General features: G+C 44.6%; 14 protein-coding genes and 1 tRNA gene. 11 read left to right on the forward strand and 4 right to left on the reverse strand.

Annotated features, from left to right (window positions below; translation table 11 throughout):
- The first annotated feature begins 45 nt into the window (after positions 1–45).
- The 3 genes from ACOGW3_RS01095 (at position 46) to ACOGW3_RS01105 (ending at position 4,171) form a co-directional block, all read left to right on the forward strand.
- Positions 46–1,434, forward strand: coding sequence for an alpha/beta hydrolase (locus tag ACOGW3_RS01095; protein WP_419901264.1), 1,389 nt, complete (start codon positions 46–48; stop codon positions 1,432–1,434).
- A gap of 280 nt (positions 1,435–1,714) precedes the next feature.
- Complete coding sequence (gene mnmA, locus ACOGW3_RS01100) at positions 1,715–2,869, forward strand: tRNA 2-thiouridine(34) synthase MnmA (protein WP_419901265.1); 1,155 nt, start codon at positions 1,715–1,717, stop codon at positions 2,867–2,869.
- Positions 2,870–2,956: 87 nt separating this feature from the next.
- A complete protein-coding gene (locus ACOGW3_RS01105; protein ID WP_419901266.1) occupies positions 2,957–4,171 on the forward strand; it encodes a winged helix-turn-helix domain-containing protein in 1,215 nt (404 codons plus the stop codon).
- A 4-nt stretch (positions 4,172–4,175) separates the two neighbouring features.
- Here ACOGW3_RS01105 and ACOGW3_RS01110 read toward each other — a convergent pair whose 3' ends face one another.
- Positions 4,176–4,589, reverse strand: a complete 414-nt coding sequence (locus tag ACOGW3_RS01110; protein ID WP_419901444.1) for a DUF6653 family protein — start codon at positions 4,587–4,589, stop codon at positions 4,176–4,178.
- A gap of 353 nt (positions 4,590–4,942) precedes the next feature.
- Here ACOGW3_RS01110 and ACOGW3_RS01115 point away from each other — a divergent pair.
- The 7 genes from ACOGW3_RS01115 to ACOGW3_RS01145 all read left to right on the forward strand — a co-directional run bounded on the left by ACOGW3_RS01115 (position 4,943) and on the right by ACOGW3_RS01145 (position 11,222).
- Positions 4,943–5,019: transfer RNA gene (locus ACOGW3_RS01115), tRNA-Met, on the forward strand.
- Between the two features lie 196 nt (positions 5,020–5,215).
- Positions 5,216–5,872 carry a hypothetical protein gene (locus ACOGW3_RS01120; protein ID WP_419901267.1) on the forward strand — a complete coding sequence of 219 codons (657 nt, stop codon included), beginning with the start codon at positions 5,216–5,218 and terminating at the stop codon, positions 5,870–5,872.
- A gap of 139 nt (positions 5,873–6,011) precedes the next feature.
- The gene (locus ACOGW3_RS01125; protein ID WP_419901268.1) at positions 6,012–6,977 is read left to right on the forward strand and encodes a Gfo/Idh/MocA family protein; all 966 of its coding nucleotides are present in this window, start codon (positions 6,012–6,014) and stop codon (positions 6,975–6,977) included.
- Between the two features lie 45 nt (positions 6,978–7,022).
- Positions 7,023–7,391 carry a hypothetical protein gene (locus ACOGW3_RS01130; protein WP_419901269.1) on the forward strand — a complete coding sequence of 123 codons (369 nt, stop codon included), beginning with the start codon at positions 7,023–7,025 and terminating at the stop codon, positions 7,389–7,391.
- Between the two features lie 101 nt (positions 7,392–7,492).
- Entirely contained in the window at positions 7,493–8,008 is a 516-nt protein-coding gene (locus tag ACOGW3_RS01135) for a PAS domain-containing protein (protein ID WP_419901270.1), read from the forward strand.
- A 237-nt stretch (positions 8,009–8,245) separates the two neighbouring features.
- Entirely contained in the window at positions 8,246–8,998 is a 753-nt protein-coding gene (locus tag ACOGW3_RS01140; RefSeq protein WP_419901271.1) for a DUF3142 domain-containing protein, read from the forward strand.
- Positions 8,928–11,222, forward strand: coding sequence for a hypothetical protein (locus tag ACOGW3_RS01145; RefSeq protein ID WP_419901272.1), 2,295 nt, complete (start codon positions 8,928–8,930; stop codon positions 11,220–11,222). The genes ACOGW3_RS01140 and ACOGW3_RS01145 overlap by 71 nt, the downstream gene beginning before the upstream one ends.
- Positions 11,223–11,262: 40 nt before the next feature.
- Here ACOGW3_RS01145 and ACOGW3_RS01150 read toward each other — a convergent pair whose 3' ends face one another.
- Both ACOGW3_RS01150 and ACOGW3_RS01155 read right to left on the reverse strand, forming a co-directional pair.
- Complete coding sequence (locus tag ACOGW3_RS01150) at positions 11,263–11,796, reverse strand: GNAT family N-acetyltransferase (protein WP_419901273.1); 534 nt, start codon at positions 11,794–11,796, stop codon at positions 11,263–11,265.
- Between the two features lie 252 nt (positions 11,797–12,048).
- On the reverse strand, positions 12,049–12,681 hold the full coding sequence (locus tag ACOGW3_RS01155; RefSeq protein WP_419901274.1) for an alkaline phosphatase family protein: 633 nt from the start codon (positions 12,679–12,681) through the stop codon (positions 12,049–12,051).
- A 49-nt stretch (positions 12,682–12,730) separates the two neighbouring features.
- Between ACOGW3_RS01155 and tnpA the strand changes: the two genes are divergently transcribed.
- Positions 12,731–13,165: an IS200/IS605 family transposase gene (gene tnpA, locus ACOGW3_RS01160; protein ID WP_419901154.1), complete on the forward strand. Its 435-nt coding sequence runs from the start codon at positions 12,731–12,733 to the stop codon at positions 13,163–13,165.
- A gap of 73 nt (positions 13,166–13,238) precedes the next feature.
- Here the strand turns inward: tnpA and ACOGW3_RS01165 are convergent, their stop codons facing one another.
- Positions 13,239–13,502 carry an alkaline phosphatase family protein gene (locus tag ACOGW3_RS01165; protein WP_419901275.1) on the reverse strand — a complete coding sequence of 88 codons (264 nt, stop codon included), beginning with the start codon at positions 13,500–13,502 and terminating at the stop codon, positions 13,239–13,241.
- Positions 13,503–13,506 lie beyond the last annotated feature (4 nt).

Below are 13,506 nucleotides of genomic sequence, written 5' to 3' on the forward strand. Positions count from 1 at the left end.
CGAACTCATTGAAGTTTCTGTTAACAGAGGTTCCTGGATGACCAGGTGAATAGAGAACGTTTCCACAGTTCCGCACAGTGTTTGCCTCCTCCCCAGCCTTTTCCCATGATAAGGGGTACGGTTGGACGTTATCTTGCACGTCCTTGGTTCGATGCTTTGGCATTGCGACTGGTCGTGAATTACCTTTTCCCGCTTACAAGAGCCCTTCAAACTGCAATCATTAGTGAAGGGGATGCCCATGCCCTTGAAAGTGAATTAAAACTACGAACATCTCTCCCAAAAAGCTGTGATGATGCACTGACGGAAGTTTGCATCCGGCATTACGTTGCCAAGTCAGCTTTTGAACGCTGGAAAGTGGTGATGTTTGGCGATGGGTTAAGCATCTCTGGACGCATTTTTGCCGAATTACGGCGTCAGGAAACCTCACAAAGGCTCATGGAATCCGCGTTCATGTTTAAAGAAATACGTCGGCAGATAGAGCCTATAAAATGGGACTTACCAACTGCAAAGGAATTCCACGAGCACTATGACAACTACGATGATGATATCAATGCCGTCTATAAAGCGCCTAAAAAGACGCCCCTTGTAGAGATTTCCCATTCAATTCATGGGGTTTACGGACGAGAATATTGGTTGCGTTATGCATCGTCCTTTGGTGGAGAAAACTGGGTGCGTTGTTTTGAGCCACTGACAGGATTGGATCCCGCTGCCCCGACATTAATCTTTCTTCAGGGGCTCGGTGTTGAGCAGGATTGCTTTCAAGATAGAGAAGATCCGGTTTGTGCATTAGCCGAAGCAGGGTTTCGAGTTTTACGGATACAACAACCCTGCCATGGTTTTCGCAAGAACCCCGGGCGGTTTGCCGGTGAAGAAACTCTTGCTCGTGGTCCCATCGGTCTTGTGGATACATTTCAACAATGGATTTCAGACATCGCCACACTTATTGATTGGGTGAGGTCTCAAAGAGGAGGGCCGGTGGTGTTGGGCGGGGTTAGTCTCGGAGCATTAGCCTGTCAGCTGTATTCTACTGTGGTGTGGGATTGGCCGGAAAAATTAAAACCTGATGCCCTTTTGCTAATCGGAACAAGCGGTAATGTCTTGGACGTATTACGTAATGGCTGTCTTACCGAGGCCCTTGAAGTTCCCAAAAAATTGCATGAGCTAGGCTGGAAAAAGAAGGATTATTTCCGTTGTTTGCCTCTGGTTCAACCCTCAGGTCATTCCGTTGTGTCTCCTGATAAAATCATCATTATGTTAGGCCAGGCAGATACCTTGATGCCCTATAAAGGAGGGCTTGAACTGGCTGATCGTTGGCGTGTTCCGCCTGAAAACCGATTTTTACGAAATGGCAAGGGGCACTTCTCTCTTTTGATAGACCTGATCCGGGATCCCATCGTTCTCAGGCGTCTGGTCGAGATAACTCGCTCAAATTAACTTTCTAATGAACTATGCAGATGGCACAGGGGTGGTGTGTATTCTTGGGTATTAACATCCAGAAGTTTCTCTGTTAATGTGCGCAAAAAAATGGGCTGGATTGTATCTGTGAATGCCTGATAAGTGATGTGATAAGTGACCCGTAAGTGATGTGGGCTTGATTGTATTAGCCAATAGACTTACATAGGCCCTAAGATTTTGGCCCCAATATCAAGATATAAATGATGAGCGTTCCTTCGTAAATTTACCAAGGACGATAGATATACGAGATAACAGAGCAATGAATTCTCTTGGCATAGATAAAGAGCCCAAAGATACCCGCGTTGTCGTCGCCATGTCCGGTGGTGTTGATAGTTCTGTTGTCGCTTGTATGCTCAAAGAAGAAGGTTACGACGTTATTGGTGTAACCCTTCAACTTTATGATCACGGGATTGCGCTGGAGAAAAAGGGCGCTTGTTGCGCGGGACAAGACATTTACGACGCACGTACTGTTGCAGATCGTTATGGCTTCCCACACTATATTCTCGATTATGAATCACGCTTTAAACAAGACGTGATGGAAGATTTCGCCGACAGTTATATGCGTGGTGAAACTCCGATCCCCTGCGTGAAGTGTAATCAAAAGGTCAAGTTCAAAGACATGTTGGCAATGGCCAAGGATCTCGGTGCTGATGTCATGGCGACGGGGCATTATGTCCAGCGCGTAGAGGGACCCAATGGCCCCGAATTGCACCGTGCTTTTGATGATAGTAAAGATCAGACGTACTTCCTGTTTACAACCACTGAAGCGCAGCTCGATTTCCTACGTTTTCCTTTGGGTGGCCTGCCCAAAACTGAAACACGGAAAATAGCAGAGCGTATGGGGCTTTCTGTTGCGGACAAACCTGATAGCCAGGATATCTGCTTTGTACCCGATGGATCCTACGCAAGAGTAGTTGAACGCTTGCGCCCAGGGGCCTTGGATAAAGGTGATATCGTCCACATGGATGGTACCGTATTGGGACAGCACGACGGTATCATCAATTATACGGTAGGTCAGCGTCGCGGAATTGGCGTTGGTGGAACCGCAGATCCGATCTATGTCATCCGGTTGGATGCCGCGAAAAAGCAGGTGATCGTTGGCCCCAAAGAAGCACTTTCACGTGATGTCGTACTTGTGAACGAGCTCAATTGGTTGGCAGAGCCGATGACGGATAGCGGCAGAGACGTAACTGTGAAGCTGCGTTCTGCTTCAAAGCCAACCAAAGCAACAGTTTACCCTGAAGGCCAGGGGCTTGGCATGGGCGGGGCTCGTGTTGTTTTGCACGAACCTCTCTTTGGAATTTCGCCAGGGCAGGCTGCGGTCTTCTATGACGGAGAACGGGTCCTCGGCGGCGGCTGGATCGTTTCCACAGAAAAGCAAGCTTTGGATGATGAAGCCAAAGGTGCTGCCTAGATACCGTTAAATCCTTCTGGATCTATATTTATGTTCCTGTTATGTTCTGAGTGATTTCCTCATCTTAATCACTCAGAAGCCCTTGTCATGTTGCCACAGATTACCAATTCACAAGCACGAAACCTGTTTATGCACAGGCAGGGGCTTTGTGATAATCCTGGATTAAAGCAAGATAAGGCTAAGTTGCTTGAGCTGATTGAGAGAATGGGTTTCGTTCAGATCGATAGTATCAACACCGTCGAACGTGCTCACCATATGATCCTGTTCTCCCGGAACCAGACCTATCGAAAAGAGCACTTTTCCTTGTTACTGGAAAAAGATCGCTCCCTTTTTGAAAACTGGACACATGACGCTTCGGTAATTCCGACAATTTTTTATCCTTATTGGCAGCACCGCTTTATTCAAACTGAGAAACGACTTCTCGAGCGTTGGCGTAAATGGCGGCGCGAAGGGTTTGAAGAGAGTTTTGAGGCCGTTTTAAAGCATGTCCAGGCCAATGGACCGACGATGTCACGGGATATGAAAGCCCCCTCAAAGAGCGGGGGAGTGGAGAAAAAGAATCAGGGCTGGTGGGATTGGCATCCCTCTAAAACGGCGCTGGAGTTTTTATGGCGCACCGGGGCTCTGAGTGTTGATCGCCGCGAGGGCTTTCAGAAAGTTTACGACATTACTGAGCGCGTCATGCCTCAAAATAGTCAGTCGCATGGAATAGACCAAGATATGTACCTCGATTGGTCTTGTCGTTCGGCTATGGATCGGCTTGGATTTGCCACAGCGGGAGAACTCGCCGCATTCTGGGATGGGATTAAACCCGCTGAAGCAAAGAAGTGGTGTGATCGCCAGCTCGGGAAGGGGATTGTTGAGGTTGAGGTCCTCGCTGCAGATGGGAGTCAGCCCCGTAAAGTTTATGCTTATGAGAGTGTGCTGGACCAACGGGATCATTTTCAAACAGTGCCAAAGCGTGTTCGTGTCCTCAGTCCTTTTGATCCCTTAATTAGAGATCGGAAAAGAACGGAAAGGCTCTTTGATTTTCACTATCGGATTGAAGTGTTCGTACCAGAGGCCAAAAGGCAATACGGTTATTATGTCTTTCCCCTGTTGGAAGGTGACAAGCTCATTGGCCGTATAGACATGAAACGACAAGGCCAATCCCTTGTCGTTAAAGGGCTTTGGTTGGAACCCAAAGTTAAGGCCTCTGCCGGTCGGATGACGGCAATTGAAGCCGAGTTGGAGCGGGTAAGGCGATTTGTAAATGTCGAAGACGTTCGATATGAAAAAAGCTATCTAAAGCAGGCAGTATAGAGTTTTAATAAATCCACTCTCGGAGTTCCGGGTGGTACTCTATGGCATCATTGAAGAGCCAAACCATTCGATCGCAAAACCACAACTTACCGACAACCATGGCAAAGCCAAAAAACATGGTTGGCCAAAACAAGTTGAAAGATGCTGTGATCAATCCACAAATAAACCCTAACCCTGCCAGAATACTTAAGATCCTTGTTTGAGTGCGATGCATCTCAAGCAGTTCATCAAGCCCCTCAAACGATATTTCTCTTAACCAAATACGCTCACCAAAAGTGGCTTGGGATGCCCAGGAATCTGTATGCCGTGGCTTTGGGAAAATGCGTGGGTTGAGATACATCCAAAACGCAAAAAGTATCAACAGAAAGCCTGCGACAGTCCATCCCCAAGTCGCATGGCTCCAAATAGCTGGGAATATGAGCCATCATGAACCTACCCGGGTCCATACCGAGAGAGGATGGGAGTGGTGTTCCCAGGTTTCACGTTTCATGGAGAACTTAATGCCCATAATGTTTCTCAATTGTTATTTGGCTATATTTGGGTCGGGATGAGGGTAATTAGCTCTAAGACTTTATTCAAGTTAATGTTTCCATGGCTGTTAAAGATATAATTTCGGAGTAATACGGAGGAAATATAAGAAAAATAGTGAGAGCTTGTCACTCGGCTATTGACAGTATTGGATCATGGCATTATCACCCCTCTCACGAAACAAAACCTGTGCGAATCAGGTTCCTGAGAATCTTTCTGGTTTATTTAGTTTTCTAGCCTTATGGCGGAGTAGCTCAGCTGGTTAGAGCAGCGGAATCATAATCCGCGTGTCGGGGGTTCAAGTCCCTCCTCCGCTACCAATTCAAAAAAGCCTCGGCAATTTGCTGAGGCTTTTTTATTTTTGCGCAGTCATATTTTTACGGCCTTATATATGGATTAAGTCAGCTGTATAAAAATGGCCTCTAAAAATGCCTAGCCGTAGTTAACGTATTTCTCAAAATTTAGTCATAATAAACTGTTAGACCATGCCGTTCTGAGCATTCTTTCGGAATTTTTATGAAGAAATTATTTATATTGGGCTTTGCCTTTATTGTCATTGGAACGGTGTGTTTGATAGCACAGAATGAAATGTTGCCATATAGTCCCGCACTTGAATACGAACGGGAGTTAAATGCAGTACCTTATAGAAATTCAGAGAGATTTTATGAAGTACAAGATAAATATAGCACTGAAAAATATAGGTTACTGGATACAGGGATCTTAGACATAATATTAGGAGCAATGATTTGCTTGATTGCTATATTGAAATGTCGACGAATTTTGGCAGCACCTCGATTTTTGATTGTAATTTTGGCCGTGTTAGCGCCTGCAATGTCAGGGTATGGGCAAGTTTTTGCTCTTGAAACGAGCTATAGTCGATCAGAATTCCCTAGCTGGGCTGATACCTTGGCTATACCATTTGTCGGGATTTCGATCTTCTTTGTTCTTAGCCTGTTATTTTCTTTATATCATTTAAGTTTGTTAATTGAGTGTAATGCTGACGCAGTCGTTCTTTCTTCTATTTCGGAAGAATGGGTGATGGTTATGGTAGTTCTTAATCTTATATTTATAGCGGAATCATCTTACTACGGGGCGTGGTGGGAGGTAATGCCTTCTGTAGTATGGTTTTATTTTTTCGCATCAATTGGTTCAAGGCTACCCAGAAAAGAGTAATTTGCTTCCTTTAAGATATTACTCAAAGTAATAACTGAGTTTTTCAAACGTTAAAACTGGTCAAACCAATTTTTCTGACGCATTATCTGCGAACTCTCGGGATAAAAAATTACTTTCTAGGCGTGTTGAGGATTTATTGATGACATTAGGTATTGGCTTTATTGGTTTGGGCATCATGGGGAACAGGATGCTGACCAACATGTCAGCTCATGGTGGATTTGATCTCGCTTGCGGATGGGATCCGGACCAGAAAACTGGTGTACAGGCTAAACAGCAATATCCCTCACTTGAAATTGCTCAAACTGTTGATGAGTTGATTGCAAACCCGAAAGTAGAGGTGGTTTACATAGCAAGCCCACCTGCCTCTCATAAGGAATATGCCCTAGCTGCCGCCGCCGCAGGCAAAGCCGTTTTTTGTGAAAAACCTTTAGGGGTTGATATCGAACAGAGCAGGGACCTTGTCGCAGCTTTTGATGAATCAGGATTACTTAACGCGGTTAATTTTCCCCTCGCAAATTCGCCAGCAGCGGACATGATGAAATCTGAGGTCGATGCCGGGAATTTAGGGACTGTAACTTCTGTTGAAATCCGGCTGCACTTTGCCCCATGGCCGCGAGGATGGCAGCATAGTGCAAGTTGGTTAGCTGAGCGTGCAGAGGGTGGATTTGTACGTGAAGTTGGCTCCCACTTTATTTATCTGACAGAGCGCTTGTTTGGTCCTTCTGAACTTATTAATGCCTGTACACTTTATCCTGATGATGAGGTCTCTTGTGAGAGCAACGTCCAGGCACATCTGTCTTGTGGGAACGTTCCAGTATCCTTCACCGCCAGTGCGGGGGGTGTTGGTCCCGATATTGTAGAGTTCATTATTTGGGCGGATAAAAAATCCTATCGGCTAAGTTTATGGGATCAATTGTTCTCGACCACAGGTGAAACGTGGCAACAAGAGTTGGTAGATATTGCAGATGCCCGTCAGGAAGGGTATATGCGTACTCTCGATAACATGCTTGCCTGGAAAGAGGGCAAAGGTTGTTCTATGGCAAGTTTTGCCAATGCGTTGTCAGTTCAAGAAAGCGTAGAGGCTATTCTTTCTGGCGATGCTTAACCGTTGTACACTCTGGCATTTCGTAATTTATAAGGATCTGATCTGATGTCTAATTATTCGTTCTACATTGGACATTTACGTTTTATTGCCAACCGTACTGAACGCATCAGTGATGAGGTCGGTCTGATGATGGATATCCTCAACTCCATCGCCGACCAGATCGAGAACCAGGATAAGTTTACCCTTAAGGCTACTGAGCTTCGCGCTGGAGGGCGAGCCCTAGCTGGATTAGCTGGGTTTCTTCAAAAACAAATCTTGCCCGAGGTGGTGTCTGCCCAAAATGAAGTTGGCGAAAAACAGGTTCGTTGGGTTATCGATACCTCTATGGCCCTTACATCGAAAATATTGATGCATGCCGAGATAACCAAAGATGAAGAAGAGCTGACGCTGGAACTGCCCGACGCCCCCAATTGAGAAGGCGGCCGAACTGCGCACTTAGATGACAGGTGAATTGTCGAAGTTTTAACAATCCCTTGATACCTTGAAAGGCTAGATGTTCTGATTGGTATCGCTTTATGGACGTTCTGAGTTCTGCAACCAACAAAAGCTTGTTAGCTTATTGGTTAAAGCTGTCTGAAGGAGCTGGCGTTCCTCAGCGAGCACGCTTTGATCCTATCAATATCGATCCTGAGGTTTTGCCACATATCTTTCTCTGCTCGCTTGGCTATGCGCCTTTTTCTGTACATTTTCGTCTTCAGGGGACTTTTATTACCGAGTACTTGGGACAAGCATATACGGGCAAAGAGCTAAATAAAGAAACATTTGGAGAGTCAGCCGATGAAGTGAAGGCACTTTACAAACGGGTTGCAGATACGAGACATCCCGTGGTTTCTCAGGAACTAATATCTGCAGCAAATGGCGATGAGATATTAATAGAAGTTCTTCATATGCCTTTGATGAACAAACAGGGAAAAGTGGCTTTTGTCCTTGGATCGATTGATGCCATGGGCGATGATTATCTAAATAAACAACACTTTGTATCCCATCATTGGGTGGTTAAAAGCTCGACTGGAGTAAGTGTCGATCCATAGGCCATAAACACTGTTCTAAACACTTATTCTTTAAAGTTGAATTTTCTGCAGCCGTGATCTTGTTCAAATCTTTGTGGAAAATTTGTGAGTTTATCCCTTAACAGTGGTCCCAAAAAAGCCAAAAAGTTATCTTTATATGCTAACTTAGTTCATATGCGGGCTCCGCATAGGCTGCTTAGGTGAGGTTCTAGATAAGACATGAGGGAGAAGATGTGGCGGGGATGTCGAACAATCTTGTTGTGGGGCGTCATTGTTATCGGTTATTCGACTATCAATACTCTCCGCGCTCAAGATATTGAGATCGGTCATTGGTTATGGGCGGGACAAAGCCCTACGGATGTTGGGGCTAGTCAGAGCCGATTGATGGATCGATGTTCTGAGTTAGAACTAACCTGCCGGCACTCTAATCTAAAAATATTGGTACGTTCATGGACAGGGGGAGAGGCAAGTGTATCGATCAAACACCATACTCCACGTGTCCTGTCAAAAGGGGCTTCGGTTATATTGTCATACCGGCTTGAATATCTGGTCAATGATAAAGAGGTCGGGGCAATAATTCGCCGAGATATTAATATATGGCGTCGTGCAGGTCGGCCAGTCACAGGGATTGAGATCGATTTTGATAGCCCTTCTACCAGGCTTGAGGGCTATCGAAAATGGTTGGTACGTATACAGGGGCAATTGCCAGACGATATCTCTCTCAACATTACGGGCCTTCCATCATGGTTTGAAGATGATCGAAAAGGGGCAAAGAAACTTGCTCGGTCAGTAAGAGAAGTATCCTTGATGTTCTATCGTCAGGAACAAACACCCATAACGCAGCATTTATTAGCGGCAATTAACAATATTCAAAATCTAAGATATGCTTTCCTTTGTGATGATATGAGATGGAAAGCCCTGATCAGGGAGACAGAAAAGAATGAGACATTTCGGATGGCAATTTTCCTTATCTCTCGTTGTAATGATGTTGGTAAATCTGCTCCCTCATAATGTTGATGCTGGAGGAGGACCTTCTTGCCAGCAGCCCATCGTTTCACGTTATTGCTCTTCTACTCAGATTGATTTGCTAACCCCACAAAAGGGGAGGGCAAAGGTACTGTTATCTCAGGTGCTGAAAATTTACAGGCCGGAACTTTCTCTTGGGCAAATGCAGTGGACAGATACCGAAGAGAATATTGATGAGGTTCCTGTTTTTCACGAGCAATATAAAATTCCAGAGCTGGCAGGCGTTGAACTTGGGTTTTTGGAAGGAGAAAAGTCAGAGGAAAAGTTCCTGGAGGACGCTTTCTTTGTAGGACCTCAGTGTTATGCAGGGGGAAGTTTTACAAATCTTGCACAATATTATCGTGGTTTGTCGATATCAGGGCTGGATAGAGAAACTGTCCGTTATCTTGCCCTTTTACGGCTCTTGCTGATCCAAGACTGCGTTTTGGATACTGACGCTTATATGGAGAGCGATAAGACAAAAGCGCATTTAAAAAAAATCAAAGAGGGAGAAGGTAAGGGATGGTTTGATTATATAAAAGCGGCCGCTTTCTACCATGATGGCTTTTTTCCCGAAGCCGCAGATCTTTTTGCGAACATTGCGAGAGAAGAAAACGAAGCTGGTCGTAAATCTGGTTGGCTTGTCGAAACGACACGATATATGGAGGTCTTGTCGCTCTTTCACAAAGGACGAGAAGGGCAAGATGAAGTCTTTTTGCCTACAGTGTTCAATAGTTTTACAGAAGCCTTTGTTACCGATTTTCCTCGTTCGGAATATCGTAAACATGTCGAGGATATGGCCGTGGGGATATGGCTGCACTACGACGATAGAGAACGGTATTATAAGGAGTTGATCCAAAGGCTGACGAGAAGCCGTATCCTAAGTGATAGGACTGCGGAAATAGATTATTTGGATGAATTGTCTATCAACGCCTTAATGGCAAATATTCAAGAACTTGCTGACTACCCGATTGAACACGGAAACGGTTTTACCCTGCTTCCTGCAATACTGTCCAAGGCAGGAGATGTTTCTCGTCTCTGCGAACAAGCAAAAAACTTGCCTCAGGAAACGCCCGCCGATCTTATTTCCTACATTGAAATGAGTTGTGCTTATCTACTTGAGGGAACGACACCAGATAGTTCTGCTTTTGTTGATACTCCCTTATTTGTACACGCGAAAGCTTTTGAAGTTCAGGCTCTTATTTTAAGTGGGAAGTTGAAACAAGAAGGTGACGTAATCGCTGAAATCGCTCTGGGATTAGAACCCCCGCTTAAGGATTTACTCGGATTGCGAAGCCTTCAGCTAGAAGCACGTTTAAAGCTGAATGTACCCGAAGAATTTATAGCATCCGATAAAATTCGCGGATCAAATAAACCTATGGAATTGTCGATTATGGATGCGGTTCTTTACGAACAGGTATCACGATATTTTTTATCAGCTAAGCAATTAGAAGAAAGTCTCACAGGAGAGGATGATGCACTATTGAAATTTGCATTGATTCGTCCGCACCTTGATGAAGCGATGATCCAGGAAAATTGGAAAGCAGCTGAGGCACTTTTCTCCCTAGTTCAATGGAGTGATCTCTTGGCAATAAAAGCACTCGATGTTTCGGGGAAGCTATCTATTGAAATAAGTAATTATGCAGAGGTAATCAGCAATGTTACAATTTTGGCGCGCGGCGAAAAGGATGCCAAAGCGCTGGCCGATGTAGCTTATTTTTTATACGAAAATCATATCGCGCCACGCTGTGGGTATGAGAGGCCTAGTTTGATTCAAGAGCACCTTTCCAGCTGTGATGCGGGTTATATTGTCCCCACTGACAAAGGCATGGTTCGCGCAAAATCCCGAAATGTAAAAGAAATCAGAGCTCCGATTGAAATGTTTGCAGGAGCACTCGATGTGTATAAAGGTCAGGAAGGATTTCAAGCTGAAGAGGCCCGGTTATTACGTGTCATGATTTATTGTGCGAAAGGCGCAAAAAACGTTGCTTATTGCCTTCGGTGGAAAAAGATTCCGAAGGCGAGTTTTAAAAGCTGGTTTGAAGATTTAAACCTGCATTATGACAAAAAAGAACATGTTCAGTATTGGTTCTACGATTTGCCTGACAATTCTACTTTAAGCGAAGCTAGTGATGAGTTTATGGAGACAGAACAGCAATATTGGTATGACGACGATGCTTATGTTGGCTACCTAGATGGTGGTCCCTATAGCCTTGACATCAACGAATGAGGTTACCAAAACCAATACTCTTTATTTTTTCGTCTTAATTTCACAAATTCTTTTTAAAATAATATCGTCTAAGTTGGCCGCCAACTGTCTTGTTACTCATGCTATCAGCAACTTCCTCTCCTGTGATTGTGTATCCCGATTTTTTATAAAGAGATAAAGCTGCGATTTGAATTTCAGATGTACTAAGAATTAATTGAACAGCTCCATTAGAGCGACAATAATTTTCAGCATAATTCAGGAATATATGCCCCAATCCTTGTCCACGATATGATTGATTTACATACATTCTCCTGAGTTCCATTACTTTGCTTTCAACAGTTTCAATACCAAACATACCGGCAATTTCATTAAATTTTTTTGCAACAAAAAACATCCCATTTCGTTGGTTGTAGTATTCTTCAAGCTGATCAATTTCTTCAACAAGGGATCTTTGTATATACGTTTCAAAGGCATCAATCATATCAGGAGGTGATAATTCTCGATTAGTTCGTATGAATAAATCCTGGACCATTGCTTGATCAGATTGGACGAATTGTCTGATGGTAATTGGAGTGTCCGTTGAAATTTTCGACATTGTTAACTCTCAATGAATTAAAAATATTATGGACTTAAAGATTGGGATCATCAAAAAAAATGCAATGGTATCAACCGTTGTGATCCGGTTGGTTCCGGTCAATGCCGTTATCTTGCCTGTACCGTGGGCCCGTACCATGGGCCCGTATCATGGTCCCGTGCCATGGGGAGGAATATACGTAAATCGTCCCAATCTTTCAGGTAAGAAACTTAGCAAGAAAGTTCGGGACGATTACAGGACTTAAGGCTTATATCAGGATGAGATAAGCGATGGAGCTTTCATGGTCTCTGGTATTTGAACGCCAATACGATTGAGAATACTTGGGGCAATGGCGAGTTGGTCGAGAACGATATCCTTTTCAGGCATTGGTGCGTCGCCAAAATAATAGAAGGGAACATGTCGCATAATCTCTTCTGTTCCGCCATGATGTCCATCAGCATTCATACCGTGATCCGCGGTGACGAAGATGTCGTATCCGGCTTCCAACCAAAGGGGAATTGTTCGAGCCAGAGCGTTATCAATGTGCCAGGTTTGAATACGGTATTGAGATGAATCTGCGCTATATTTGTGACCTGTGCTATCCACTGAAGATGTATGCAGTAGAAGATAATCTGGATCAGTTCGACGCATTAGATGTGTCGCTTGCGCGCAGAGATCAATTTCCGCAGGGGCACAGATATTCGCGCCGGAATAGCCCTCCATAGAATAGAAACGGGCGTGTTGAATAGCCTTGGTTTCGTCATCTATTTCAACATGATCTATCGGATCATAAGGGCCATTGTAGAGGGTGTGAAAATAAGAGTGAGCTACAGCTGCAGTCTTATAATTTAATCCGGTAAACCCCCGGCTATGCCGGGGGACTCTCAATGGTTTGACCGTTCCCACGGTCTTACATTTCTTTGTTTATTGACCAAAATAACAAAGGAATTAGCCGATGAGAGATTACAAAAGCCTTGCACATACGAGATGGGATTGTAAATACCACGTGGTTTTCATCCCTAAACGCAGGCAAAAAGTTATCTATGGCAACCTACGTCAGTATCTTGGTGAAATTTTCCATGAACTGGCCGGGCATCGCGAAAGTAAGATTGAGGAGGGCCATTTGATGCCGGATCACATTCACATGTGTATCAGCATACCGCCCAAACATGCTGTTTCAAAAGTCGTTGGATACCTAAAAGGAAAAAGCGCGATTGCCATAGCTCGAAAATTCAAAAATAAAGCACGGAATTTCAAGGGTGAAAATTTTTGGGCCCGTGGATATTTCGTCTCAACTGTAGGGCTCGATGAACAGATGGTGAGGGAGTATATCAGAACGCAAGAAGAGCGTGATAAGTACTTTGACCAAATGGATATATTCAATCCATAACCGCTTTAGCGGTTCCCAATTTGCCCCTTTAAGGGGCTCACCCGCTTAAGCCCCCGGCTTTGCCGGGGGTCATTTAACTTGCCTCGTGGAGTTGATCAAATACGTTGGGAACATTTGATCTGCGGATTGCTTCGTTGCCGCTTACTCCATGGTCTAATGGGGAGAGCCCGGTATGGATGGTTTCATACATAGCTGCAGATATGGTCGGCAAGGCGGTACGCATCTTCCATCTCTGGGCGCGGCCGAGCTCGACCATGCCTTCCAGATATCCACATTGAGAAAGAGCCGTGTCATAGCCTACGCCATCCATGATGACGAGAATTACTTTGTTGGACATGATG

The organism is Kiloniella sp., assembly GCF_965205715.1.
Lineage (GTDB): Bacteria > Pseudomonadota > Alphaproteobacteria > Kiloniellales > Kiloniellaceae > Kiloniella.

What these genes read in the sequence shown, in the direction of transcription:
- mnmA (WP_419901265.1), top strand. Translation starts at nt 1,715, where the DNA reads ATGAATTCTCTTGGCATAGATAAAGAGCCCAAAGATACCCGCGTTGTC.
- ACOGW3_RS01105 (WP_419901266.1), top strand. Translation starts at nt 2,957, where the DNA reads ATGTTGCCACAGATTACCAATTCACAAGCACGAAACCTGTTTATGCAC.
- ACOGW3_RS01120 (WP_419901267.1), top strand. Translation starts at nt 5,216, where the DNA reads ATGAAGAAATTATTTATATTGGGCTTTGCCTTTATTGTCATTGGAACG.
- ACOGW3_RS01125 (WP_419901268.1), top strand. Translation starts at nt 6,012, where the DNA reads ATGACATTAGGTATTGGCTTTATTGGTTTGGGCATCATGGGGAACAGG.
- ACOGW3_RS01130 (WP_419901269.1), top strand. Translation starts at nt 7,023, where the DNA reads ATGTCTAATTATTCGTTCTACATTGGACATTTACGTTTTATTGCCAAC.
- ACOGW3_RS01135 (WP_419901270.1), top strand. Translation starts at nt 7,493, where the DNA reads ATGGACGTTCTGAGTTCTGCAACCAACAAAAGCTTGTTAGCTTATTGG.
- ACOGW3_RS01145 (WP_419901272.1), top strand. Translation starts at nt 8,928, where the DNA reads ATGAGACATTTCGGATGGCAATTTTCCTTATCTCTCGTTGTAATGATG.
- ACOGW3_RS01150 (WP_419901273.1), bottom strand. Translation starts at nt 11,796, where the DNA reads ATGTCGAAAATTTCAACGGACACTCCAATTACCATCAGACAATTCGTC.
- tnpA (WP_419901154.1), top strand. Translation starts at nt 12,731, where the DNA reads ATGAGAGATTACAAAAGCCTTGCACATACGAGATGGGATTGTAAATAC.
- ACOGW3_RS01165 (WP_419901275.1), bottom strand. Translation starts at nt 13,502, where the DNA reads ATGTCCAACAAAGTAATTCTCGTCATCATGGATGGCGTAGGCTATGAC.